This window comes from Rhizobium sp. Root1203 (genome assembly GCF_001424945.1).
Classification (GTDB): domain Bacteria; phylum Pseudomonadota; class Alphaproteobacteria; order Rhizobiales; family Rhizobiaceae; genus Rhizobium.
On sequence record NZ_LMCW01000001.1, the window covers coordinates 178,239 to 200,777 of the forward strand.

The 22,539-nt window shown below is 61.2% G+C and carries 19 protein-coding genes; 12 read left to right on the forward strand and 7 right to left on the reverse strand.

Annotation, left to right across the window (positions count from 1 at the left end; genetic code table 11):
• Window positions 1-118: 118 nt before the first annotated feature.
• Window positions 119-1,018 (forward strand): bifunctional methylenetetrahydrofolate dehydrogenase/methenyltetrahydrofolate cyclohydrolase FolD, encoded by a 900-nt coding sequence (gene folD / locus ASC97_RS00960; protein WP_057466484.1) that lies wholly within the window; start codon window positions 119-121, stop codon window positions 1,016-1,018.
• On the opposite strand, the gene ASC97_RS00965 is transcribed toward folD, so the two are convergent.
• Window positions 997-2,043, reverse strand: a complete 1,047-nt coding sequence (locus ASC97_RS00965; protein WP_057466485.1) for a LacI family DNA-binding transcriptional regulator — start codon at window positions 2,041-2,043, stop codon at window positions 997-999. The genes folD and ASC97_RS00965 overlap by 22 nt on opposite strands.
• A 280-nt stretch (window positions 2,044-2,323) precedes the next feature.
• Here ASC97_RS00965 and ASC97_RS00970 point away from each other — a divergent pair, with 280 nt between their 5' ends.
• From ASC97_RS00970 to ASC97_RS00995, 6 genes are all read left to right on the forward strand, one after another.
• Window positions 2,324-3,685 (forward strand): ABC transporter substrate-binding protein, encoded by a 1,362-nt coding sequence (locus tag ASC97_RS00970; RefSeq protein ID WP_057466486.1) that lies wholly within the window; start codon window positions 2,324-2,326, stop codon window positions 3,683-3,685.
• A gap of 164 nt (window positions 3,686-3,849) precedes the next feature.
• A complete protein-coding gene (locus ASC97_RS00975) occupies window positions 3,850-4,863 on the forward strand; it encodes a carbohydrate ABC transporter permease (protein WP_057466487.1) in 1,014 nt (337 codons plus the stop codon).
• Between the two features lies 1 nt (window position 4,864).
• Window positions 4,865-6,028 carry a carbohydrate ABC transporter permease gene (locus ASC97_RS00980; protein ID WP_057466488.1) on the forward strand — a complete coding sequence of 388 codons (1,164 nt, stop codon included), beginning with the start codon at window positions 4,865-4,867 and terminating at the stop codon, window positions 6,026-6,028.
• Window positions 6,029-6,060: 32 nt separating this feature from the next.
• Window positions 6,061-7,713 carry a beta-galactosidase BglA gene (gene bglA / locus ASC97_RS00985; protein ID WP_057466489.1) on the forward strand — a complete coding sequence of 551 codons (1,653 nt, stop codon included), beginning with the start codon at window positions 6,061-6,063 and terminating at the stop codon, window positions 7,711-7,713.
• 21 nt (window positions 7,714-7,734) lie between these two features.
• The gene (locus ASC97_RS00990; protein ID WP_057466490.1) at window positions 7,735-8,826 is read left to right on the forward strand and encodes an ABC transporter ATP-binding protein; all 1,092 of its coding nucleotides are present in this window, start codon (window positions 7,735-7,737) and stop codon (window positions 8,824-8,826) included.
• Between the two features lie 173 nt (window positions 8,827-8,999).
• Window positions 9,000-9,353, forward strand: coding sequence for a hypothetical protein (locus ASC97_RS00995; RefSeq protein ID WP_057466961.1), 354 nt, complete (start codon window positions 9,000-9,002; stop codon window positions 9,351-9,353).
• 89 nt (window positions 9,354-9,442) lie between these two features.
• Here ASC97_RS00995 and edd read toward each other — a convergent pair whose 3' ends face one another.
• The 5 genes from edd to ASC97_RS01020 all read right to left on the reverse strand — a co-directional run bounded on the left by edd (window position 9,443) and on the right by ASC97_RS01020 (window position 16,390).
• Window positions 9,443-11,263 carry a phosphogluconate dehydratase gene (gene edd, locus ASC97_RS01000; protein ID WP_057466491.1) on the reverse strand — a complete coding sequence of 607 codons (1,821 nt, stop codon included), beginning with the start codon at window positions 11,261-11,263 and terminating at the stop codon, window positions 9,443-9,445.
• 60 nt (window positions 11,264-11,323) lie between these two features.
• Window positions 11,324-12,022, reverse strand: a complete 699-nt coding sequence (gene pgl / locus ASC97_RS01005; RefSeq protein ID WP_057466492.1) for a 6-phosphogluconolactonase — start codon at window positions 12,020-12,022, stop codon at window positions 11,324-11,326.
• Between the two features lie 14 nt (window positions 12,023-12,036).
• Window positions 12,037-13,512: a glucose-6-phosphate dehydrogenase gene (gene zwf, locus ASC97_RS01010; protein ID WP_057466493.1), complete on the reverse strand. Its 1,476-nt coding sequence runs from the start codon at window positions 13,510-13,512 to the stop codon at window positions 12,037-12,039.
• A gap of 133 nt (window positions 13,513-13,645) precedes the next feature.
• Window positions 13,646-14,944 (reverse strand): NAD(P)/FAD-dependent oxidoreductase, encoded by a 1,299-nt coding sequence (locus ASC97_RS01015; protein WP_057466494.1) that lies wholly within the window; start codon window positions 14,942-14,944, stop codon window positions 13,646-13,648.
• Window positions 14,945-14,953: 9 nt separating this feature from the next.
• On the reverse strand, window positions 14,954-16,390 hold the full coding sequence (locus tag ASC97_RS01020) for a glutamine synthetase family protein (RefSeq protein ID WP_057466495.1): 1,437 nt from the start codon (window positions 16,388-16,390) through the stop codon (window positions 14,954-14,956).
• A gap of 87 nt (window positions 16,391-16,477) precedes the next feature.
• Here ASC97_RS01020 and ASC97_RS01025 point away from each other — a divergent pair, with 87 nt between their 5' ends.
• The 5 genes from ASC97_RS01025 to ASC97_RS01040 all read left to right on the forward strand — a co-directional run bounded on the left by ASC97_RS01025 (window position 16,478) and on the right by ASC97_RS01040 (window position 22,228).
• Window positions 16,478-17,698 carry an NAD(P)/FAD-dependent oxidoreductase gene (locus ASC97_RS01025; RefSeq protein ID WP_057466496.1) on the forward strand — a complete coding sequence of 407 codons (1,221 nt, stop codon included), beginning with the start codon at window positions 16,478-16,480 and terminating at the stop codon, window positions 17,696-17,698.
• Window positions 17,699-17,846: 148 nt separating this feature from the next.
• Window positions 17,847-17,990, forward strand: coding sequence for a hypothetical protein (locus tag ASC97_RS34540; RefSeq protein ID WP_200959423.1), 144 nt, complete (start codon window positions 17,847-17,849; stop codon window positions 17,988-17,990).
• A gap of 299 nt (window positions 17,991-18,289) precedes the next feature.
• A complete protein-coding gene (locus ASC97_RS01030) occupies window positions 18,290-20,818 on the forward strand; it encodes a methyl-accepting chemotaxis protein (protein ID WP_057466497.1) in 2,529 nt (842 codons plus the stop codon).
• Window positions 20,819-20,933: 115 nt separating this feature from the next.
• Window positions 20,934-21,056 (forward strand): hypothetical protein, encoded by a 123-nt coding sequence (locus ASC97_RS35875; RefSeq protein ID WP_274534132.1) that lies wholly within the window; start codon window positions 20,934-20,936, stop codon window positions 21,054-21,056.
• A 302-nt stretch (window positions 21,057-21,358) separates the two neighbouring features.
• The gene (locus tag ASC97_RS01040) at window positions 21,359-22,228 is read left to right on the forward strand and encodes a LysR family transcriptional regulator (protein WP_057466499.1); all 870 of its coding nucleotides are present in this window, start codon (window positions 21,359-21,361) and stop codon (window positions 22,226-22,228) included.
• A gap of 53 nt (window positions 22,229-22,281) precedes the next feature.
• On the opposite strand, the gene ASC97_RS01045 is transcribed toward ASC97_RS01040, so the two are convergent.
• Window positions 22,282-22,518, reverse strand: a complete 237-nt coding sequence (locus ASC97_RS01045; RefSeq protein WP_057466500.1) for an SMc00767 family acetate metabolism repressor — start codon at window positions 22,516-22,518, stop codon at window positions 22,282-22,284.
• Between the last annotated feature and the right edge of the window lie 21 nt (window positions 22,519-22,539).

A 22,539-nucleotide genomic window follows, 5' to 3' on the forward strand; every position in this document is an offset into this window, starting at 1 on the left:
CCGGTGGCTGCGACACGATTGTACTTGCATTTCTCGTTTCAGGCAGGATAGGGCGTTGGCAGGCAAATCGTGCTGAACGCCACTGGCTAGAATGGCGAGGCAAGGGCAGGAGACAGTCTTGACGACAGTAATCGACGGCAAACAGGTGGCGGCCTCCGTAATCTCAACGGTGACGGCGGCGACATCCGCACTGGAGAAGCAAAGCGGCGTCAAGACCGGCCTGGCCGTCATCATCGTGGGTGACGACCCGGCCAGCCATGCCTATGTGAATTCCAAGAGCAGGATGGCCAAGGAATGCGGCTTCAAATCCGTCCAGCAGACGCTGCCGGCCGAAACCGGACAGGAAGAGCTGGCGGAACTGGTGGCGTCCTTCAACGCTGACCCGTCGATCCACGGCATTCTCGTCCAGCTGCCGCTGCCGAAGCATTTGAACTCCGAGCGGATCATCCAGTCCATCCTGCCCGAGAAGGACGTGGATGGCCTTCACGTGGTCAACGCCGGCAAGCTGGCGACGGGCGATCTGGAAACCGGGCTGGTGTCCTGCACGCCGGCAGGCGCGATGGTTTTCGTGCGCCGCACGCATGGCGAGGACCTGTCCGGGTTGAATGCAGTCGTTATCGGTCGCTCCAATCTCTTTGGAAAGCCGATGGCGCAGCTTCTGCTGAATGCCAACGCCACGGTTACCATCGCTCATTCCCGCACCAGGGATTTGCCGGCGGTCTGCCGCAATGCGGATATTCTGGTGGCTGCCGTCGGTCGCCCCGAGATGGTCAAGGCAGCCTGGGTGAAACCCGGCGCCACGGTCATCGATGTCGGAATCAACCGGATTGCCGCACCGGAAAAGGGTGAAGGAAAGACGCGCCTGGTCGGCGATGTCGCCTTCGAGGAAGCGGCCCGTGTCGCTGAGGTGATCACCCCGGTACCGGGTGGCGTAGGCCCGATGACCATCGCCATGCTGATGGCGAACACGACGATCGCCGCGCATCGCGCTGCCGGTCAGACCCCGCCGAAGTTCTGATCGAGGCGCGGGGCAGCGCCTGTCGAAGCCCTGACGATCAGTTCCGTCTTCCACAGTTCCTGCTCCGGATAGGCGCCGTCCTGCTTGACCGTCCCGATCAGTCGTTGCGCGATCCGCACGCCGGCGGCGCGCAGCGAAGAACGCGTCGTCGTCAATGGCACGGAGAAGTTTTCTGGCTTCAGGTGCGGCAGCACGTCGTCATGCGCGATCAGGGAAATGTCTTCGCCGAGCTTCAGGCCGGCCTGGTTGACGGCGCGGATGGCGCCGAGTGCCAATACCGTGCTCGAACAGAGAATTGCCGTCGGCGGCTCCGGCTGCTGCAGAAAATGCTCCATGGCAAACTGGCCCTGTTCGTCCGTCATCGACGAGTGGCTGACGCAAGTGTCGGGAAGGTCCAGCCCGCGCTCCGCCAGGGCAGCGACAACGCCTCGCTTGCGTCTGATCGCGAAATCGAGATGCTCCGGCCCATTCATCAAGGCAAACCTGGTGTGGCCGAGCTGCAGCAGCAGCTTTGAGGCATCGTAGAACGCGCCTTCATTATCAATGTCGAGATACGGGTAGTCTGGTTCCGATCCGTAGGACCGTCCGTGGACGAGGTAGGGCATGGAGAGCGATTGCAGCAGCGGCAGCCTTGGGTCGTGGCCGCGCATGTAGGCGACGAAAAGTGCATCGACGTTGCCGCTGATCGCCAGCCGCCGCAGTGCTCCGATCTCGTCGTCGGGGTCGGCGGGCATGATGACGAAGTGGAAATCGTGCCGCACGGCTTCCTCGCCGAGCCCCGTCAGGAATTCGCCGAAATGAACGTCGGAATAGTGTCCGGGTGCCGTCGGCATGACAAGGCCGATCGACCCTGCCTTGCCGGTCGCGAGCCGTTGCGCTGCCTTGTTCGGCCTGTAACCGGTTTCCTTGACTGCCTGAAGCACACGCTCGCGCGTCGCCTCGTTGACCTCGGGATACCCGTTCAACGCGCGGCTCACCGTCGTCTGTGACAGGCCCAGCAATTCCGATAGCTGTTTGAGATTCACGTGCTATGCTTCCTCCACCCGCCTTGGAGGCCAATCTCCCAATGGCATCCAAAGCGCTTTTAATTATGTAGCAGTTGCGCCGCTTGACTCAAGAAAAATCGCTCCATATTCGGCTCCAAGCGTTGCTGCGATGCGATATTCGGTCGTGATTTAGCGGTTTCTGCGAAAGGACTTGACTCTTTTCTGTCGAGAGTGAAATGAGTGAGTTGTCAAAGCGCTTTGGAATTTGCATGTGAACAGATGCAAAGCGTGGTTGGGATTGTGATGGGAGGTTGATCACATGAGAAAGACATTTTTGATGGGCGTTGCCATGGCGGCGCTTTTGGGCGGTGCTGCGTCCGCCGCCGATCTTAAGTTTGCCCCGGGCGAAGATTCAAAGTTCAACTGGAAGAGCTACGACGAGTTCAAGGCTGCTCACGCCGATCTCAAGGGTGAACCGTTGACGATCTTCGGACCATGGCGCGGCGAAGACGAAGCGTTCTTCCGCAGCATTCTCGCCTACTTCACCGAAGCGACGGGCATCGATGCCAAATATTCGTCGTCGGAGAACTACGAGCAGCAGATCGTCATCGATACACAGGCCGGCTCGCCGCCGAATATCGCGATCCTGCCGCAGCCGGGCCTCCTGGCCGATCTCGCCAGCAAGGGCTTCCTTGCGCCGCTGGGCGACGATACTTCCAAGTGGGTCAAGGACAACTACGGCGCCGGCGACAGCTGGGTCGGCTATGGCACATACAAGGGCAAGGACGGCAAGGAAGCCTTCTACGCCTTCCCGTACAAGGCCGACGTGAAGTCGCTGGTCTGGTTTGTGCCTGAAAACTTCAAGGAAGCGGGCTACAAGGTTCCGACCACGATGGAGGAGTTGCAGGCCCTGACGGATCAGATCGTCAAGGATGGCGGCGTTCCGTGGTGCATTGGCCTTGGTTCGGGCGGCGCAACCGGCTGGCCGGCAACCGACTGGATCGAAGACCTGATGCTGCGCATGCAGCCGCCGGAAGCCTACGACAAGTGGACGACGAACGAACTGAAGTTCGACGATCCGTCCGTCGTTGCGGTCATCGACGAGTTTGGCAAGATCGCGAAGAACGAGAAGTATGTCGATGGCGGCGTCAAGGCCGTTGCATCCACCGACTTCCGCGACAGCCCGAAGGGTCTCTTCGCCGTTCCGCCGAAGTGCTACATGCATCATCAGGCGTCGTTTATTCCGTCCTTCTTCCCGGAAGGCACGAAGCTCGGCCAGGATGCCGACTTCTTCTACATGCCGACTTTCGCCTCGCATCCCGAACTCGGCAAGCCGGTTCTGGGCGCCGGCACGCTCGTCACCATCGCAAAGGACTCGAAGACGGCTCGCGCTTTCGTCGACTTCCTGAAGACACCGATCGCGCATGAAGTCTGGATGGCTCAGTCGAGCTTCCTGACGCCCTACAAGGGCGTCAACACGGCCGCATACGCCAACGATCAGATGAAGCGTGAAGGCGAGATCCTGACGACCGCAACGACGTTCCGCTTCGACGGTTCCGACCTGATGCCGGGCAAGATCGGTGCGGGCGCATTCTGGACGGGGATGGTTGATTTCGTCGGCGGCAAGTCCGCGCAGGACACCGCCAAGGAAATCCAGAGCGCCTGGGACGGCATCAAGTAACATCGCCTGAATCCATGCCGCCGGTCCCGGCGGCATGGTCGCAATGCTGGCCGGATGCTCCTCGGGGCGTCCGGCCATCGCCGCCTTATGCGCCAAGGTGACAAGAAAATTGACGCAGGCCGGCGTTTAGCCCTGAATAGACAAGGGTAGCAGGGGAGGGATGAATGCTATCGCAGATAGTTTCCGCTTTGGGGGTTGTGGTCGTAGCGGTGTTCGCATGCTCGGCCTATTTCTATTTCTCGAACAAGCTCCTGGATCTGGCGCTGCCGGTGAAGGATGGCGACATTCGAACCGCGTCGCAGAACCTGAACCGCCGTTCGGTCATCCGGCCGTGGCTGTTTCTGTTTCCAGCGCTGTTTCTTCTGGTCGTCTATCTCGTCTATCCCGTGGTCGCGACCCTGATCCTGTCCTTCTACGATCGCTCCGGTGTCGAGTTCGTCGGTCTCTCCAATTACAAGTGGGCACTGACCGACCGCGAATTCCGCCAGTCGATCTTCAACAATATCCTCTGGCTTGCTGTCGTCCCGGCGGCATGCACCTTCTTCGGCCTCGTCATCGCGGTCATGACCGATCGCATCTGGTGGGGCAACATCGCCAAGAGCATCGTCTTCATGCCGATGGCGATTTCCTTCGTCGGCGCCTCCGTCATCTGGAAGTTCATCTATGAATATCGCGGCGGCAACGACACGCAGATCGGTCTGCTGAATGCGATCGTCCAGCTCTTCGGCGGCTCGCCGCAGGTGTGGATCTCGGTACCCTTCTGGAACAATTTCTTCCTGATGATCATCCTCATCTGGATCCAGACGGGCTTTGCCATGGTCATCCTCTCCGCGGCACTTCGCGGCATTCCGGAAGAGACCATCGAGGCAGCCGTCATCGACGGAGCAAACGGCTGGCAGATCTTCTGGCGCATCATGGTGCCGCAGGTCTGGGGAACGATCGCCGTCGTCTGGACGACCATCACCATTCTCGTTCTCAAGGTGTTCGATATCGTGCTGACCATGACCAATGGTCAGTGGGATACGATGGTACTCGCCAACCTGATGTTCAACTGGCTGTTCCGCGGCGGCGGCGATTCCGGGCGAAGTGCGGTCATCGCGCTCATCATCATGCTGGCCGTGACTCCAATCATGGTCTGGAACGTTCGTCGCGCCAATCGCGAGCTGGGAGGACACTGAGATGACCTTGTCAGGAAGCTTCTTCAAGATCGGCCCGGCCCGTCTCCTCGTTCACTTTACCGTTCTCGTCGTGGTCGTCATCTGGCTCATACCGACGCTTGGCATTTTCGTCAGCGCGTTGCGTGACAAGGACCAGATCGTCGTCTCCGGCTGGTGGACCGCCTTTGCCGGTTCCTCGCGAACCGTCGCGTCTCGCCTCGGCCAGCCCGATCAGCAGACGCAGGATGGCGCCGTCTATGTCATCGCCGGAAACGTTCTCCAGGGCCAGGAAGGTCGGTCTATCAGGGCATTCGGCACGCGCGTCGCGCAACCGGCCGCCTACAAGGCCGGCGAAACCGCCGATCTCGGCGATGGCGTCTCGCTGCTTGTCAACGAGGACGGCAGCTATCGCTACATGAAGAATGCCGCCTTTGGGCCTGACGACGGCGGCCGGCGGGTCTACGTGTCCGTAGCCACCCCGCCGGAATTCACACTGCAGAACTACAAGACGGTCCTGGCCAGCGAGGGCATCGGACAGTCCTTCATCAACTCGCTGACGGTCACGATCCCGGCAACGATCATCCCGATCCTCATCGCGGCCTTCGCAGCCTATGCACTGAGCTGGATGGAGTTTCCCGGCCGAGGGCTCTTGATCGCGCTTGTCGTCGGCCTGATCGTCGTGCCGCTGCAGATGTCGCTGATCCCGCTGCTGCGCCTCTACAATCAGGTCGGATCGCTGCTCGACGCGCCGTCGAAAACCTACCCTGGCATCTGGCTCGCGCACACCGCATTCGGCATGCCGCTCGCCATCTACCTGCTCCGCTCCTACATTGCGGGGCTGCCGAGGGAGATTATCGAATCCGCTCGCGTCGACGGTGCCAGCGAGTTCGAAATCTTTACCCGTATCGTTTTGCCTTTGTCCTTCCCGGCACTCGCGTCCTTCGCGATCTTCCAGTTCCTGTGGGTGTGGAACGACCTGCTTGTCGCCATGGTCTTCCTCGGCACCGACAGGGATCATCTCGTGCTGACCGGCGCCTTGAATGCGCTGCTGGGCTCGCGCGGTGGCAACTGGGAAATCCTGACGGCCTCGGCGTTCATCACCATTATCGTACCGTTGCTCGTGTTCTTCGCTTTGCAGCGCTATCTGGTGCGTGGACTGCTTTCGGGCTCGGTCAAGGGCGGCTGAAGAATCCCAAGACTAAATTAACAGGACCAGACATGAGCATGGCATCCCAATCCATTTTGACGGCCGACAAGGACTGGTGGCGTGGCGCGGTGATCTACCAGATCTATCCGCGCTCCTTCCAGGATTCCAACGGCGACGGCATCGGCGACCTGAAGGGCATCACCGCCCGCCTGCCGCATGTCGCAGCGCTTGGCGCAGACGCGATCTGGATTTCGCCTTTCTTCACCTCGCCGATGCGCGATTTCGGTTACGACGTCTCCGACTATGAGAACGTGGATACGATCTTCGGCACGCTCGTGGATTTCGACTCGCTGATATCGGAGGCCCATCGCCTCGGTATTCGCGTGATGATCGATCTTGTCATCTCGCACAGCTCCGACCAGCATCCCTGGTTCGTCGAAAGCCGCTCCAGCAAGACGAACGCCAAGGCGGACTGGTACGTCTGGGCAGATTCCAAGCCGGACGGCACGCCGCCGAACAACTGGCTGTCGATCTTCGGCGGCTCCGCATGGGCGTGGGATCCGACGCGCATGCAATATTACATGCACAACTTCCTGACGTCCCAGCCGGATATGAACCTTCACAATCCTGAGGTCCAGGATCGGCTGCTCGACGTGGTGCGGTTCTGGCTGAAGCGCGGCGTCGACGGCTTCCGCCTAGACACCATCAACTTCTATTTCCATGACCTGCAGCTGCGCGACAACCCGGCGCTGGCACCGGAGCGCCGCAACGCATCGACCGCACCGGCCGTGAACCCCTATAACTTCCAGGAACACCTCTACGACAAGAACCGTCCGGAAAACATTGCCTTCCTGAAACGCTTCCGTGCCGTTCTCGAAGAGTTTCCAGCGATAGCCGCGGTCGGGGAAGTCGGCGACAGCCAGCGCGGTCTTGAGATCGTGGGTGAGTACACCTCCGGCAACGACAAGATGCACATGTGCTATGCTTTCGAGTTCCTGGCGCCCGATCCGCTGTCGCCGGAACGCGTCGAAGAGGTCATGGAAGACTTTGCCGCTGCCGCTCCGGACGGCTGGGCCTGCTGGGCGTTCTCGAACCATGACGTCATGCGCCACGTCAGCCGCTGGGGTTCGCTGGTTGCCGATCGCGAGGCCTTCACCAAGCAGTTTGCATCGCTGTTGATGACGCTCCGGGGCTCGGTCTGCCTCTATCAGGGTGAAGAACTCGGCCTGACGGAAGCGGACCTCGCCTATGAGGACCTGCAGGATCCGTACGGCATCCAGTTCTGGCCGGAATTCAAGGGACGCGACGGCTGCCGCACGCCCATGGTTTGGGACTCTCAGGTCGCCCAGGGCGGCTTTTCGACCGTAAAACCCTGGCTGCCGGTCCCCGTCGAACATATCCTGCGGGCCGTCAGCGTCCAGCAGGGCGACGAGAACTCGGCGCTTGAGCACTACCGCCGCTTCCTCGCGTTCCGCAAGCAGCATCCGGCCTTTGCCAAGGGCGAAATCGAGTTCATGGAACCGCAGGGCGACATGCTCGTTTTCGCGCGTGAGCATGGCAACGAGAAGCTGCTATGCATATTCAACATGAGCGCCGTCGAAAGCGACGTGGTTTTGCCGGCGGGCGACTGGCAGGCGTTGACGGGCCATGGTTTCGTCAGCAATAACTATGGCGACAAAATCGATATTCCGGCCTGGGGAGCGTATTTCGCTCGTCTCGCGTAAGGAACCCTGGAGGAGGAACCAATGACTGGACTGACGCTCAAGGATATTCGCAAATCCTACGGTTCCGTGGACGTGCTCCACGGCATCGATCTGGAGATCAAGGAGGGCGAATTCGTTGTTTTCGTCGGTCCGTCGGGCTGCGGTAAGTCTACCCTGCTGCGCATGATCGCCGGCCTTGAGAACATCACGGGCGGCGATATGTATATCGACGGCCAACTGGTCAACGACGTGCCGCCTTCCAAGCGCGGCATTGCCATGGTCTTTCAGTCCTATGCGCTTTACCCGCACATGACCGTTTACGACAACATGGCGTTCGGTATGAAAATCGCCGGTGAAAACAAGCAGGAAATCGATCGCCGCGTCCGCGCGGCGGCCGACAGCCTGCAGCTTGGCAAGTATCTCGACCGTCTGCCGAAGGCACTCTCGGGCGGCCAGCGCCAGCGCGTTGCGATCGGCCGCGCCATCTGCCGCAATCCGAAGGTCTTCCTGTTCGACGAACCGCTATCCAACCTTGACGCAGCGCTTCGCGTCGCAACCCGCATCGAGATCGCTCGCCTGAATGAGCAGATGGCCGACACGACGATGATCTACGTGACCCACGATCAGGTCGAGGCGATGACGCTTGCGGATCGCATTGTGGTGCTGTCGGCCGGTAACATCGAGCAGGTCGGCGCGCCGCTTGAACTCTACGAACGTCCGGCCAATCTCTTTGTCGCGAAGTTCATCGGCTCGCCGGCCATGAACGTCATCCCGGCAACGATTACCGACGCCGGCAGCACCACGACGGTCACGCTCACCGGCGGCAAGTCGGTAACGCTCGACATCCCGACCGCAACTTCCGAAAAAGGCAAGACCGCGAGCTTCGGCGTTCGCCCGGAAGACCTGCGCATCGCCGGTGCAACGGACGACTACCTGTTCGAGGGCGAAGTGTCGATCGTGGAAGCGCTCGGTGAAGTGACATTGCTGTATATCGAGGGTCTCGTTCAGGGCGAACCGATCATCGTCAAGCTGCCCGGCATCACCGATGTCAGGAAGGGTCAGAAGATGCATTTCTCGGCCGACCGGTCGAAACTGCATCTGTTCGATGCCGACGGTCGCACCTACCGCAAGTAAGCTGTGGCTTTTTTTGGGTCGTTTGCAAAAGCGGCCCAAATCGCAACATCTCTCTCACCTTCTGTTAAAGGTTCGATTGGTAAGATTCCCCGGTGCTTACTTAGGGGACTACGGCGGTGGCTGCATTCAATCCAATGCCTTCGGGACACTTTCTGAACAAAGAAGAATCCTTCATGTATGACCGCGAGGTGCGGTTCAAGATGGAGGACACCATGAACGCAGCGCGTCTCGAGTATACCGAGAAGGGCGTGCTGAACATGGCGTCCCGCCGCTGCGATATCATCCGCATTTCGAAGAGCAGCGCAGTTCTTGCCATCCTCACGCAGTTCAGCCTGCCCAAGCAGTTTTATCTGGATATCCCCGACGCTCGTATCACCAAGGTCGGCTGCATGCTGATGCGCGTGAATGCGAACAATACGATCGAGGTCCGCTTCCTTCGCCTGCTCACGGACAAGGAACTCAACAAGATCTTCGTCTACAGCACCCATCCGGCGCACCGCGACCGCGTGCTGGATATCCGCGGCTGATCTTCACCCACTGATTGACAAAGCCCGCGAGGCAAGCTCGCGGGCTGTTTCTGGATTGCCAGAGATCGGCGTGCAGCCGAGCGCATCACCTAGTGGAAAAGGACGCTCGCACCCCGATCGGACGCACCGACAGCACGGCGGAACGGCGCAAAAAGCTCGCGGCCCATGCCGAACTCGTTGTCGGACAGGTCAGCCACGACGGCCTCGCGTTCCGCAAGATCCGCGGCATCGACAAGAACCTCCAGCGTGCCGGCAATCGCGTCGAGGCGGATGATGTCTCCGTCCTTGATGCGCGCGATCGGTCCGCCATCGACGGCTTCCGGCGTCACGTGGATCGCGGCGGGAACCTTGCCCGAGGCACCCGACATGCGCCCATCGGTCAGGAGTGCCACGCGGAAGCCACGGTCCTGCAGCACGCCGAGCGGCGGCGTCAGCTTGTGCAGCTCAGGCATGCCGTTGGCCTTCGGGCCCTGGAACCGGACGACAGCAATGAAATCCTTGTTCAGCTTGCCTTCCTTGAAGGCGTCCTGCAGCTCCTGCTGGCTGTGGAAGACGATTGCCGGCGCCTCGATGACATGGCGGTCCGGCTTGACTGCCGAGATCTTGATGACGGCCTTGCCAAGATTGCCGCGCAGCATCTTCAAGCCGCCATTGGCCTGGAAAGGCGTTTCGATGCTGGCGAGAACCTTCGGGTCGGCGCTCTTTTCGGGGGAGGGCTCGCGCACGACATTTCCGTCTTCGCCAAGGCGCGGGTCGATCGTGTAGGCCTGCAGTCCCTGGCCGTAGACGGTGCGGACGTCATCATGCAGCAGGCCGTGCTTCAGAAGTTGCTTGATCAGGAAGCCCATGCCGCCGGCGGCGTGGAAATGGTTCACGTCGGCAAGCCCGTTTGGATAGACACGCGCCAGGAGCGGCACGATTTCCGATAGTTCGGCAATGTCCTGCCAGGTCAGCTGGATGCCGCCTGCGCGTGCCATGGCGACGAGATGCAGCGTATGGTTCGTCGAGCCGCCGGTCGCGTGCAGACCCACGACGCCGTTGACGATCGAGCGCTCGTCGATCATTTCGCCGGCGGGCGTGAATTCGTTGCCCTGCGCGGTGATGGCAATTGCGCGCTTTGCGGCTTCGCGCGTCAGGGCTTCGCGCAGCGGCGTGCCGGGATTGACGAAGGAGGAGCCGGGCATGTGGAAGCCCATGATCTCCATCAGCATCTGGTTTGAATTGGCCGTGCCGTAGAAGGTGCAGGTGCCCGGCCCGTGATAGGACTTGGATTCCGCTTCCAGCAGTTCGGCGCGCCCGACCTTGCCTTCCGCATAGAGCTGGCGAACGCGCGATTTCTCGTCGTTTGGCAGGCCCGTCGTCATCGGCCCGGCCGGAACGAAAATGGCGGGCAGATGCCCGAAGGAGAGGGCGGCAATGAAAAGGCCCGGGACGATCTTGTCGCAGACGCCAAGGAAGAGCGCCGCGTCGAACATGTTGTGCGACAGGCCGACGCCGGCAGCCATGGCGATGAGGTCGCGCGAGAAGAGCGATAGCTCCATGCCCGGCTGGCCCTGGGTCACGCCGTCGCACATGGCGGGAACGGCTCCAGCCACCTGCGCGATGCCGCCGGCTTCCGCCGCCGCTTGACGGATGATGGCCGGATATGTCTCGAACGGCTGGTGCGCCGAAAGCATGTCGTTATAGGACGTGATGATGCCGAGGTTGGTCACGCGGTCGCCCGCAAGTGCGTCCTTCTCGGCGGGGGAACAGACTGCGAAGCCATGGGCAAGGTTTGCGCAGCCGAGCGTCGAGCGGCTCACGCCCTTGGAGGCCGCATTGCGCAGGCGCTCCAGATAGAGGCCGCGGGTCGGTTTCGAGCGTTCGACGATCCGAGAGGTAATCGCAGCAATGCGTGAGTGAGCGGACATGGGAGATCCTGCCTTTGTCTAGTCTTCGATTGTCTGTTCGCCGGCTCCGTGCCTGGCTGCCTAGGGAGCCCAGTAGATGTCGACCGGCGAGGCTGCCCGGCGCAGAATGGCGCGGATTGGCATGTCTGCCTCGTCGCCGGCGCCTTCCGCTTTCCTCAGCACGTCTTTCTTTCCCTCGCCCTCGATGTGGAGCACCAGAAGTCCGGCATCCTGGAGGCTGGAAAACGTGAAGGTCAGGCGCGGCTCGCCGGCACCTTCGGCTTCCATCGTGATGATGCCGCGCGGCGTCGTGGGGTCCAGGGCAACCTTCAGGTTGCTGCCGCCGGGGAAGAACGATGCCGTATGACCATCGCCGCCCATGCCCAGGATGGCCACGTCGAACGGGTTGCCGATCGCCTGCGTCGCGGCAGTTGCAAGCGCTGCGGCCTCCTCGACCGAACCGGCTGCCTGATAGAGCGGCTGGAACTTCGCCGCCTTCGCCTTGTTCCGCAACAGGTTGCTCGCGACCAGCAAGTGATTGGAGCGCTCATTGTCTGCCGGTACGAAACGTTCGTCAACGAGCGTGATCGTCACCTTGCTCCAGTCGATGTCTCTCGTCGAGAGCTCCTGAAAGAAGGCTCTCGGCGTCGATCCGCCGGAAACGGTGATGACAGCCGTCCCGCGTGTCGTGATGGCCGTCGAAAGCGATGCGGCGACCTTGTCCGCAAGGTTGCGCGCCAGTTCCGCGGCGTCGGCAAAAGCATGCATGGTCGCTGCCATCGCTCTCAACCCTCTCAGATGTCGTCGTGCCAGGTACGGCCGTCACGCTCGATGAGCGCGATCGATTGGCTCGGACCCCAGGTGCCGGCAGTATAGCCCTGAACCTTCTGGCCGGTCGATTCCCAGCCCTTGAGGATCGGGTCCACCCACTGCCATGCCGCCTCCACTTCGTCGCGGCGCATGAACAGCGTCTGGTTCGAGCGGATGACGTCCATCAGCAGGCGCTCATAGGCATCCGGATTGCGAACCGAGAAGGCCTCGGCAAAACTCATGTCGAGCGAAACGTTGCGCAGGCGCATGCCGCCCGGGCCAGGATCCTTGATCATCAGCGATTGCTTGACGCCTTCGTCGGGCTGCAGGCGGATGATGAGCTGGTTCTGGTTGATGCGGCCGGCGGACTGGTCGAAGACCGAGTGCGGGATCGGCTTGAAGGTGATGACGATTTCCGACATGCGGCCGGCGAGACGCTTGCCCGTCCGGATGTAGAAGGGAACGCCTGCCCAGCGCCAGTTGCCGATCTCAGCCTTGATCGCGACGAACGTCTCGGTGTTCGACACGCCGCCTTCGAGTTCTTCGAGGTAGCCCTTGACCGGGCCGTTGCCGGAGGCGCCGGCGCGATACTGGCCGCGCACGGTGTTCTGCTCGACGTTCGACGCGTCGATCGGCTTCAGCGCGCGCAGAACCTTCAGCTTTTCGTCGCGAACGGCTTCGGAATCCATCGAGGACGGCACTTCCATCGCCACCAGGCAAAGAAGCTGCAGGATGTGGTTCTGCACCATGTCGCGTAGAGCGCCAGCGGTGTCGTAGTATCCGGCACGGCCTTCAAGGCCGACGGACTCTGCCACGGTGATCTGGACGTGGTCGATATGGTTGGCGTTCCACAGCGGCTCATAGAGCGCGTTGGCAAAGCGCAGCGCCATCAGGTTCTGCACCGTCTCCTTGCCGAGGTAGTGGTCGATGCGGAAGATCTGCTCTTCCTTGAAGACCCTGCCGATCGTGTCGTTGAGCTGCAGGGCAGAGGCAAGATCGCGGCCGATCGGCTTTTCGACGACGATCCGGGTCGTCTTGGTGATCAGCTTGTGGTCGTGGATCTTCTGCGAGATATCACCGAAAATTCCGGGAGCGACGGCGAGATAGAAGGCGCGGACGCGATCCTTGCCTTCGTCGAGAAGCTTCTTCAGCTGGTCCCAGCCGGCATCCGAGCGCGCGTCCACGGGAACGTAGAACAGTCGCTCGAGGAACTTCGCCACTTCCTTCTCGTCGTACTCGCCCGTCTTGAGATGCTCTTTCAGCGCGTCCTGCGCGAACTTGCGATACTCTTCGTGCGTCAGCGGGCTTCTCGATGCGCCGATGATGCGCGTCGGCTCGGTGAACTGGCCCTCGATTTGACGGTGATACAGCGCCGGCAGCAACTTGCGCTCAGCAAGGTCGCCGCTGCCGCCAAAGACGACATAATCGAAGGGTTCAACAGGGATGATTTGGCTGCTCATGAGGATGTCTCTCAATCAGACTGGTTGTTGGCTGTTTAATCTAATCGATTTAAAAAAGCCAGTGTGCGCTGCAATGAATCTGTCAGGAAGTGGTTTTAGATCGAATTGCCGCGCGAGGAAATCCGCAATCTGACTAAAACTTGTCGCGCAGCGCAAACCACGAAAGTGCCAGGAAAAGCAGCGGTGCACGCATCGCCGCGCCGCCGGGAAACGCCGGTACGTCGAGCGATTTGAAGAGGTCCAGATCCGCCGATTTTCCGAGGATGGTATCGGCGTAGAGCTTGCCGCAGTAGTTCGCAAGCATCACCCCATGCCCGGAATATCCGCCGATGGAGGTCACCCCCGGCATCACGTCGCGCACGAATGGCTGACGGGGCATGGTGATGCCGACGGAGCCGCCCCAGGCATGGGTGATTTCGACGTTGCCAAGTGCCGGATAAATCTCGGCAATCTGCCTGCGGATGTGCTGCGTTATGTCGCGCGGGTTGTCGGCCGTATAGGCCTCGCGACCGCCGAACAGCAGCCGTCCATCCTTCGATTTGCGGAAATAGCGCACCACGAAACGCGAATCGGCAACGGCTTCCCCGCCCGCCAGCACATCCGGGTGGTCGGCGAGCGGCGCGGTGGCCCCGATGAACGACCGGATCGGCATGACGTGGCGGGCCGTGACCGGCTCGAGATTTTCGATATAGGCATTGCAGGCGATCAGCGCCCTGCTGGCGACGATCTGTCCCTGCGGCGTTTCGATCGTCACCTTGCCGCTGCCCTGCCGGATCGCCGTGGCCTTCGTCATCTCGAAGATCTCGGCACCCGCGTTGGCTGCGACGCGCGCCAGGCCGACGAGCAGTTTCAGCGGATTGATATGCCCCGTGCCCGTGTCGCGAACGCCGCAGAAATAGCGGTTTGATCCGAGGCGCTCCTGCGTCTCCTGCCTGTCCATGAAGCTGAGATGCGGATAGTCGTACCGGAGGGCCGCGATCTCCGCATTGTCGGCATAGGCGCGCTTGTAGCTCTCCTTGTGGGCGACGTTCATCTGACCCGGCATGAAGTCGATGTCGATCTGGTGATCGGTTGCGAAATCGAGCAGATGCCGCTTGGCCGACTCCGCGAGGTCGAAAAGCGCCTTCGACCTCGTGTAGCCGATTTTCTCCTCCATCTCTTCGGGCCACCAGCGCTGACCCGTGCCGAGCTGGCCGCCGTTGCGCCCCGAAGCGCCGTCACCGAAGCGGCAGCCTTCGATAAGCACGACCGAAGCACCTGATTTGGCGAGATTGTAGGCCGCCTGCAGCCCGGTATAACCGCCGCCGACGATGGCGACGTCGCATGTCTTCGATCCGTCGAGCGCCGGGTAGGTCGGGCGCTCGCCGACTGTTGCCTGATACAGGGAAATCCCGGGCGCAATCGGGCTTTGCCACGTCTCCTGCGATGTCATGGCGCCCTCCTACACGTTGAGCAGCAGGAACTCGCGCTCCCATGGGCTGATCACCTGCATGAAGGTCTCGAACTCACCACGCTTGACGCCGGCATAGAGGCCAATGAACTCCCTGCCGAACATCTCCTCGAAGGCGGGCTCGCCTTCCATGAGCGCAACGGCTTCGAGCAGGCCGCGTGGAAGTTCGATCGATCCTTCGTTGGCGGCATCTTCGGTCGGCGCCGTCGGCTCGATCTCCTTCATGATGCCAAGCAGGCCGGAGGCGAGCGATGCCGCAAGCGCGAGGTAGGGATTGGCGTCGGAGCTTGGCAGCCGGTTTTCGACACGCCGCGCCTGCGGATCGGAAACGGGTACGCGGAAGGCCGTCGTGCGGTTGTCGTAACCCCAGGCATTGTTGACCGGGCAGGACATGTCGGGCGTAAGGCGGCGATAGGAGTTCACGTAGGGCGCAAGCATCGACAAGGCGCTCGGCACGTATTTCTGCATGCCGCCGATGAAGTGGAAGAACTCGCGCGACGGCGATCCGTCCGGATTGGAGAAGATGTTCTTCCCCGTCTCCACATTGACGATCGACTGGTGGATATGCATCGCCGATCCGGGCTGGCCCTGCATCGGCTTTGCCATGAAGGTCGCATAGATGCCGTGCTTCATCGCCGCTTCGCGGATGGTCCGCTTGAACAGGAACACCTGGTCGGCAAGCTCGATCGGATTGCCATGGCGCAGGTTGATTTCGAGCTGCGCCGGGCCTTCCTCGTGGATCAGGGTATCGATCTCGAGGCCCTGCTTTTCCGAGAAGTGATAGATGTCGTCGATCAGCTCGTCGAACTCGTTGATGCCGGCAATCGAATAACCCTGGCCACCCAGGATCGAGCGCCCAGAACGTCCCTTCGGCGGGTGCAGGGGATAATCCGGGTCGTCGTTCTTGGCCACGAGATAGAATTCGATCTCGGGCGCCACGATCGGCTTCCAGCCGCGATCGGCGTAAAGCTTCATGATGCGCTTCAGGACGTTACGGGGCGTGTAGGGCACCTCCTCGCCGTCGGCGCTGACGATGTCGCAGATCACCTGCGCCGTCGGATCGGTTTCCCACGGGACGACGGAGAGTGTCGAAAGATCGGGCAATAGCTTGAGATCGCTGTCGCGCGGTTCGTAGCGAAAACTCTCCGTTTCTTCGGGATACTCGCCGGAGATCGTATGCCGGTAGATTGCCGACGGCAGCGCCAGCGACGTGTTCGAGGTGAACTTGGAACTCGGCATCATCTTACCGCGCGGCACGCCCGCAAGGTCAGGCGTGATGCATTCGATATCCTCGATGCCGCGTGCCCTCAAGAACTGTGCTGCTTCCTTCCAGTTTGCCACGCCGCGCAGGGATCCGGGGTCCGGAGGGGTCTTCTTCGAGGCAGGCACGTTTCTGGCAGGCTTCAGCGTCGTCTTTTTTGGGGACATGACACACCGGTTTGCGTTGATCTTGAACGCATAATAACCGGAGTTTGGCAATTGGCGAGGGGAGGGCACGTTGACTTTCGCCCACCGATGGAAAAAAGAAGACGCCTTTCGGCAAGGGAAAAGATTTTGCAGCGGAAAAGCGATGTAATCGTCATCGGCGCAGGCGCCGCCGGCATGATGTGCGCCATTCGCGCCGCAAGGCGCGGCCGCTCGGTCGTCGTTCTCGACCATGCGCGATCCCCGGGCGAGAAAATTCGCATCTCCGGCGGCGGCAGGTGCAACTTCACCAATATCCACTCCGCGCCGAAGAGCTTTCTCTCTGCCAATCCGCATTTCTGCAAATCGGCGCTGGCGCGATTCACGCCTTCCGATTTCATCGCCATGGTCGACCGGCACAGGATCGCCTGGCACGAAAAGACGCTCGGCCAACTGTTCTGCGACGACAGCGCAAAGGACATCATCCGGATGCTCCTGGACGAGATGAAGGGTGCCGGCGCGGCGCTGCACCTGCGGACCGACATCGGCGACATCGAGAAAAGCGCCACAGGGTTCCGCATATCGACGTCGGAAGGCGCTTACGAATGCGAATCCTTGGTGATCGCAACAGGCGGCAAGTCGATACCGAAGATGGGGGCTACCGGCTTTGCCTATCGCGTGGCCGAGCAGTTCGGCCTGCCCTTGATCGAGACCCGTCCCGGCCTCGTGCCGCTCACGCTTGACCAGGCCATGCTCGAAAGCCTGGCGACGCTTTCCGGCATTTCCGCGCCTGCCGAGATCCGCCATGGCAAGACAGCCTTTCGCGAGGCGTTGCTCGTTACCCATCGCGGCCTCAGCGGACCGGCGATCCTGCAGATATCGTCCTATTGGCGGGAAGGCGACGAGATTGCGATCGACATCGAACCGGACGTCGATCTTCTGGCTCACCTGAAGACGGCAAAGCGGTCAAACGGCCGGCAATCGGCACAGACCGCGTTGGGCGAGATCGTTCCCAAGCGCCTGGCGCAATATCTGACCGAACGCACGGCCGTTTCAGGCAACATGGCCGACCTTTCGGACAGGGTGCTGACGCGGCTGGCCGATGCGGCACAGAACTGGAGGGTCAAACCGTCGGGCTCGGAAGGTTACCGCACCGCCGAGGTCACACTCGGCGGCATCGACACGACGGCCCTCGATTCCCGCACCATGCAGGCCAAGGAGGTCGCCGGCCTCTACTTCATCGGCGAATGCGTGGACGTGACGGGCTGGCTCGGCGGCTATAACTTCCAATGGGCCTGGGCTTCGGGGTTTGCCGCAGGTGAATCTTTGTAGGGACAAAACAACGAAGGAGATTCAATAGTTCTTAATTAGGGTGCGCCATCCTGTCTCAATGACAAGCTGAAAAGGGCTTCCTAAATAATGCTTTACCAGCAAAGTATTTTGTTGGATTGTTATGCCAGAGAGAAGTGAGGTTCTGCCGATGAACAGAAACACACGACGCGCCCGCGCCATCGCAATTGCCCAGGCAAAGCCTGACAGCAAACTTGTCGCCATCCGTTATCTCGTTCTTGCCGCCAGCGCTTCGGCCGCGATAATTGCGCTCCTTATGGCCCGGGCGTTCTGACAGCTTTTCCAAAGGCGTAGAGAGGCGGCCGCTATTGCCGCGCTTGCCGCCCGGCCTGTCGCATAAATCGATTTGATTGTCGGTTTCGGCCCCGTTCGCTTATCCGAAAATTAACACATCCTCTGCAACACTTGGTAGATGATTTATGGGCGCTTCCGCGTTGCGCGTGGAGCGAAGAGGCAATGAATGCCGTCCGGGCGCACGCTCGCGATTCCCATTGTTCCAAAAAACAGCTCGATGCACTCAGCCGGTTTTGACCAGCCGGTGGGAGGAGTGGTATATGGAAGGCCGGAACCGCCATGTTGATTGATAAGATTCTTTCCCGCTTCAAAATCAAGACCAAGGTCCTGATCTTTGTGCTGCCATTCGTCGTGAGCATCTCCGCGGTCGGCCTGACGGGCCTTTATGCCTCGGGCCTGCTCCAGGGACGAATGGAAATCTCCAATAGCGTCCTTCAATCGTTGAGCGGCTTCAAGGATCTTTACGGTTCCATGGATGCCTTCCTCCGGATTACCAACCAGGATGCGCGCGACAAGCTCTATAGCGACATCGCAGCGCAGCAGGATACGCTGAGCGCCACGCTGAAGCAGATTGGCGACAACGCCGGCCGCGACCATCTCCAGGCTGCAGCCGATGGCACCGCCGGCATTGCCGACACGGTGGGCAAGCTCTGGACCCTGCATGAGCAGGAACTGGCGCTGCAGGCGTCGATCGGCGATGCTCAGAAGGCGATCATAACAAGCCGCTTCGACGTCAATTACGATGCGCAGAAGCTTCAGGAGAACATCCGCAACGACGAAAGCAATGCGACGGCAACCCTGCGCGCAGCCGACCGGCTGCTGAAGGGCGGGGACACGCTTGCGACGATCATGGGGGATTTCAGCAAGGCACAGGCACCTGCCGACAAGCTCAAGGTCGTCACGGACGCGCTTCCGGCGATTGCAAAGGCGGAGCGTCTGATCGACATCTCCGTCCCGCAGAACCAGAAGAGCATGACCCAGTCGCTGGCGCAGACGATCAGCGATGTAAAGGCGCAGGCAACCGCTGCCGATGCGGCCACCGATGAAGCAATCGCCAATCTCGGCCGGCTCGTTTCCCGCTTCCGCCAGATGTCGACCTATACCCAGTTGACGGCAACACAGATGATGCGCGAAGCGACGACAACCTTCGTTGCGCTCGACAGCCGTATCGCACAGGCCAACTCGGTGCTGGAAGACACGCGCCGGCTCGAAAGCGCAATCTACTCCCTGCAACTCGTCCTCGGCGAATTCGTCGCCAAACCGAACAAGGACAACCGCGCCCGTCTGCATCAGACCATTGCGACCCTCGGCAGCAGCATGAACACGCTGCTGGCCAGTGCCAAGGGCATGAATTTCGCCGAGGATATCGTTGCGGCGATGTCGCCTGCACTTGCCTCGATGGATAAGGATGCGCTCACTCTCGTTCAGACGATCGACCAGCGTATCGCCGACTACGCTTCTGCCCGCGACAAGCTCGATACCGTCTGGGGCCAGCTGACCTCGTTTGCAGAGCTGCAGAAGCAGACCGCAGGCGCCGAACGTACCCAGGCGAACGGAATTTCGGTCTTCACCACCGGCCTCGGTATCCTGTTGTCCATCATTGGCGGCATCGCGCTTGTCCTGACGCTCCAGCGTCCGATCGGCCAGATTACGGCGGCCATGCGCCGCATCGCTGACGGCGCGCTCGACACCAGCATCTCCGGCGAGCAGCGCTACGACGAAATCGGCGACATGGCGCGTGCGCTCGGCATCTTCAAGGAAAATGCGATTTCCAAGATCCGGATCGAAGAGCAGAGCGAGGAAGAGCGGGTCGCCACGGAACACGAGCGCCAGCGCAACGATGCCGAAAAGCGCGAGATGGACCGTCAGATCGAGTTCGCAGTCAATGCCCTTGCCTCCGGCCTCGAGCGCATGTCGCAGGGCGATATCTCGACGACGATCGACACGCCCTTCATCGGCCGCCTCGAGCAGCTTCGCCAGGATTTCAACGGTTCGATGATGCGCTTGCAGGCGACCATGAGCCAGATCCGCGACAACGTGGAGATGATCCAGGGCAACGGCAATCAGATGGCCCACTCTGCCGAGGACCTCTCCAAGCGGACCGAGCAGCAGGCCGCCTCGCTGGAGGAAACCGCGGCTGCCGTCGAGCAGATCACCGTGACCGTCCGCTCGTCGGCCGAGCGTGCAAAGGATGCCGACCAGATCGTTCGCCAGGCCAAGCGCAGCGCCGACGACTCCGGAACCGTTGTCAAGAACGCGATCGACGCCATGGGCCGCATCGAGGACGCATCGCGCCAGATCGAGCAGATCATCGGCGTGATCGATGAAATCGCCTTCCAGACCAACCTCCTCGCGCTCAATGCCGGTATCGAGGCGGCACGCGCCGGGGACGCAGGCAAAGGCTTCGCCGTGGTCGCCATGGAAGTCCGCGAACTGGCGCAGCGGTCCGCCGCTGCCGCGCAGGAGATCAAGGGCCTGATCAACAAGTCGACGACCGAAGTCAGCTCCGGTTCGCAGTTCGTGCAGGAGACAGGGGCGGTTCTGGGGAAGATCAGCGCCCAGATCGTCACGATCAGCCAGCACGTCGAGATGATCGCCCGCGCAAGCCAGGATCAGTCCGGCGCCTTGCAGGAAGTCAATGCGACCGTAAACCAGATGGACCAGATGACGCAGCAGAACGCGGCAATGGTCGAAGAGACGACGGCGGCCAGCCGCGAGCTTGCAAACGAAGCGGACGCGTTGTTGACGCTCATCCGCCAGTTCAAGATCGACGGCGATGTTCAGGGCACGCTGTATCGCGCCGCCTGACGCAACAGGCAATCGAGATCAGACGACGGCTCCGTACTCCGGAGCCGTTTTCGTTTTCATAGAGGTCTGCTGCCGAGAGCTAGCGGAGTTGCGCACTGCGCACGGCCTGGATCAGATGACCCGGAAGAATGCCGGCAGCCTTGCAAGCGAAGCCGACGCGCTTATGACGCTGATCAGGCAATTCCGCATCGATGCCGCTCCGGCGGCAGTGCAGGGTCGCATGCGGAACGCGGCCTGATCGGGCGGTTGGCTTCGGAAAGCCAAAACGCGCCGCGCCAACCGAACGCCCCTTTTGCGATAGGCATTGACAGCAATCGCGCCGCGATGTGCACGAGGCGGGAGTCGCCGACGCTTTGGTAGAATTCGTCTTCCGCCGCCCCGGGGCGCCGATCCCGGCTGCCATGAATCCGTTCCATCATAAGCGCGATGCCGATATGGTCCAGCATGTCGATGTCCTCTCATATGTGGTCGAGACATCACTTTAGATATTCATCGAAATGTGCTTCATAAACCCGAAAAAACCGGCTATGTTTTTCACCCATGAAAAGCACGCAATGGGACTCCTTCCAACTTTTCCTCCAGGTCTCCCGTCTGGGCGGGCTGACGGGGGCAAGTGCCTCCAGCGGCCTCAGCCCGGCGACGATCGGTCGTCGCATGCTCGATCTGGAGCAGGAGATCGGTCGCGCGCTGTTCGCCCGCAGCCAGACCGGCTACCGCCTGACGCCGGAGGGACAGACGCTGCTGGAGCACCTGCAGGACATGGAAGCTGCGGCGCGCAAAGTGGATGCGTGGCGCCAGGCAAGCTCGATAGGGGCGACTGTGAGGATTGCGGCCGGCACCTGGGTTGCCTGGCTGCTGACCGAGAATTTCGCGGCAATTCGCAAGCCGGGCGATAGTTTCGCTGTTTCCCTCGCGATCGGCGAGGCCCGCGCGAATCTGAACTATCGCGAAAGCGATATCGGCATCCGCGCTTTTGAACCCGAGGAAAGCAACCTCGCCGCCCGCCTGCTCGGTGAGGTCGCCTACGCGGTCTATGTCAGGCGCAATGGCGAGGAGGCGGAAGATCGATGGATCGCCGTCAACGAGGAAGACGCGATTTCGAACTATCTTCGCTGGCCGCACCGCCATGCGGCGGGATCGATCGTTGCGATGGTCAACCGGCCCCGCTCTTTGCCGGAACTGGTTCGCGCCGGCGCCGGCAAGGCGGTGCTGCCCTGTTTTGTCGGCGATCTCGACCCGGAACTGCAACGGCTTGGCGACGAGTTGCCGGAACTGCGCCACAAGCAGTGGATCGTCATGAACAACGAAGACCGGCACCGGCCGGAAATCCGTGCCGTTGCCGACCGAATGACGAAGCTTTTGAGAAGCTATGGTGACCTGATTGCCGGCAAGCGCTGCGCCAGGAAGTAGCTGCGCCAGGACCTGAAGGAAGGCGACGTCGCTTGGACGCCGCCCTCTGCGGATCAGTTTTTGCCGGTGACGATGACCGGGATCAGCAGGTCGCCCCAGTTGCCGTCGCCGCCGTGGTGTCGCGCCGAGCGTACGATCTCGACCGAAACGCCGGCATCGACGGCCTTCATCACGGACTGGTTCAGGCGATGCAGATCGTTGGCGAGCATGCGGATTGTGCTCTGCTGGTCCGGGGTCATGCAGGTCGACTGTTCTTCAGCGCGTTCCTTGACGCGTGCGAGCGTAGGCATGGCATTCTCCTCCTTGGTTCG

Excerpts from the sequence above, each read along its gene's own strand:
- ASC97_RS00970 (WP_057466486.1), top strand. The coding sequence starts at position 2,324 with ATGAGAAAGACATTTTTGATGGGCGTTGCCATGGCGGCGCTTTTGGGC.
- ASC97_RS00975 (WP_057466487.1), top strand. The coding sequence starts at position 3,850 with ATGCTATCGCAGATAGTTTCCGCTTTGGGGGTTGTGGTCGTAGCGGTG.
- ASC97_RS00980 (WP_057466488.1), top strand. The coding sequence starts at position 4,865 with ATGACCTTGTCAGGAAGCTTCTTCAAGATCGGCCCGGCCCGTCTCCTC.
- bglA (WP_057466489.1), top strand. The coding sequence starts at position 6,061 with ATGAGCATGGCATCCCAATCCATTTTGACGGCCGACAAGGACTGGTGG.
- ASC97_RS00990 (WP_057466490.1), top strand. The coding sequence starts at position 7,735 with ATGACTGGACTGACGCTCAAGGATATTCGCAAATCCTACGGTTCCGTG.
- ASC97_RS00995 (WP_057466961.1), top strand. The coding sequence starts at position 9,000 with ATGTATGACCGCGAGGTGCGGTTCAAGATGGAGGACACCATGAACGCA.
- edd (WP_057466491.1), bottom strand. The coding sequence starts at position 11,263 with ATGTCCGCTCACTCACGCATTGCTGCGATTACCTCTCGGATCGTCGAA.
- pgl (WP_057466492.1), bottom strand. The coding sequence starts at position 12,022 with ATGGCAGCGACCATGCATGCTTTTGCCGACGCCGCGGAACTGGCGCGC.
- zwf (WP_057466493.1), bottom strand. The coding sequence starts at position 13,512 with ATGAGCAGCCAAATCATCCCTGTTGAACCCTTCGATTATGTCGTCTTT.
- ASC97_RS01015 (WP_057466494.1), bottom strand. The coding sequence starts at position 14,944 with ATGACATCGCAGGAGACGTGGCAAAGCCCGATTGCGCCCGGGATTTCC.
- ASC97_RS01020 (WP_057466495.1), bottom strand. The coding sequence starts at position 16,390 with ATGTCCCCAAAAAAGACGACGCTGAAGCCTGCCAGAAACGTGCCTGCC.
- ASC97_RS01025 (WP_057466496.1), top strand. The coding sequence starts at position 16,478 with ATGGAAAAAAGAAGACGCCTTTCGGCAAGGGAAAAGATTTTGCAGCGG.
- ASC97_RS34540 (WP_200959423.1), top strand. The coding sequence starts at position 17,847 with ATGAACAGAAACACACGACGCGCCCGCGCCATCGCAATTGCCCAGGCA.
- ASC97_RS01030 (WP_057466497.1), top strand. The coding sequence starts at position 18,290 with ATGTTGATTGATAAGATTCTTTCCCGCTTCAAAATCAAGACCAAGGTC.
- ASC97_RS35875 (WP_274534132.1), top strand. The coding sequence starts at position 20,934 with ATGACCCGGAAGAATGCCGGCAGCCTTGCAAGCGAAGCCGACGCGCTT.
- ASC97_RS01040 (WP_057466499.1), top strand. The coding sequence starts at position 21,359 with ATGAAAAGCACGCAATGGGACTCCTTCCAACTTTTCCTCCAGGTCTCC.
- ASC97_RS01045 (WP_057466500.1), bottom strand. The coding sequence starts at position 22,518 with ATGCCTACGCTCGCACGCGTCAAGGAACGCGCTGAAGAACAGTCGACC.